The sequence below is a fragment of the Kitasatospora sp. NPDC101155 genome, from assembly GCF_044768305.1.
In the GTDB taxonomy this organism is placed as follows: Bacteria; Actinomycetota; Actinomycetes; order Streptomycetales; family Streptomycetaceae; genus Kitasatospora.
In genome coordinates, this window is the sequence record NZ_JBIWPN010000172.1 from 1 (window position 1) to 1,024 (window position 1,024).

At 72.0% G+C, this 1,024-nt stretch carries 1 protein-coding gene and 2 pseudogenes; all 3 read right to left on the reverse strand.

The genetic code is table 11. The features are described from left to right. Positions 1–126, reverse strand: a pseudogene (locus ACIRYZ_RS46620) (ATP-binding protein); the annotation flags it as partial. Then, on the reverse strand, positions 107–769 hold the full coding sequence (locus ACIRYZ_RS46625; RefSeq protein ID WP_402955888.1) for a DUF742 domain-containing protein: 663 nt from the start codon (positions 767–769) through the stop codon (positions 107–109). The pseudogene ACIRYZ_RS46620 and the gene ACIRYZ_RS46625, both read right to left, overlap by 20 nt. A gap of 161 nt (positions 770–930) precedes the next feature. Further along, positions 931–1,024: pseudogene (locus ACIRYZ_RS46630) on the reverse strand (roadblock/LC7 domain-containing protein); the annotation flags it as partial.

A 1,024-nucleotide genomic window follows, 5' to 3' on the forward strand; every position in this document is an offset into this window, starting at 1 on the left:
GGGGTTGATCTCGGAGACGGCGCCGACGAGCGTGGTCTTGCCGACACCGAAGCCGCCCGCGATGACGATCTTCGCGGAGGTGGTGGCGCGGGTGGGGGCGGCCGCGTTAGAGCTTGCGAAGTCCACTGAGGACCCTTTCGAGCAGCGTGACGTCGGGCTGGTTTCCGGATTCGCCGCCGGAAGCGGGCTGGTGGATGGCGACGAGGCCGGCCTCGGCCAGGTCGGCCACGAGGATGCGGGCCACTCCCAGGGGAAGGGAGAGCAGCGCCGACACCTCCGCGACGGATTTGACCTCCGTGCACAAGGTGCAGATCCGCTGGTGCTCGGGGAGCAGGGTGGCCAGGCGCTGCGGGTCGACGTCGGCGGAGACCAGGGCCTCCAGCGCGAGCTCGTAGCGCGGCCGGGTGCGACCGCCGGTCATCGCGAACGGCCGGATCAGCGGGCCGGAGTCGGGCTCGTCCTCGAACTCCTCGACGTACCCGGGCTCCTGGGCCGGCTGGTAGCCGGGCGCCTGGGCGGGAGCCGGGGCCGGCCAGCCGGTCGGTTGCGGGCCGGGCGGCGGAGTGTCGTAGGCGGGCTGCTGCCCGGCGTACGGGTCGTACTGGCCGTACTGCTCCTCGGCCCGGGGGTACGGGGGCTGCTGGGGCTGCCCGTACTGGTGCCGGCCGTACTGCTGACCGTGGCCGACGCCGGGTGCTCCGAAGGCGTCATGGCCTGTGCCAGGGTACGGAACGCCGTACTGGCCGCTGCGGTCGTCGGGCGGTGTCACGGTTCCTCTCCTCACAGGGTGCGGCGGTGCGGTGCGAGCTTCGGTACGAGTCCGGAGCCGGTGGTGCGAAGGCCGTACAACGTCCGAACCCGAGCCCGCCGAAGCGGGCCCGGGAAGGACGCGGAGGTGCTTCGAATACCTGGACGGTATCCGACGAACCGTCAGTGCAGGAGACTGCCCTGGAGTTCCGCGCGAAGTGCGGGGGTGAGGACGGCGCCGGCTCGGTCGACGAGCAGGGCCATTTCGTAGCCGACG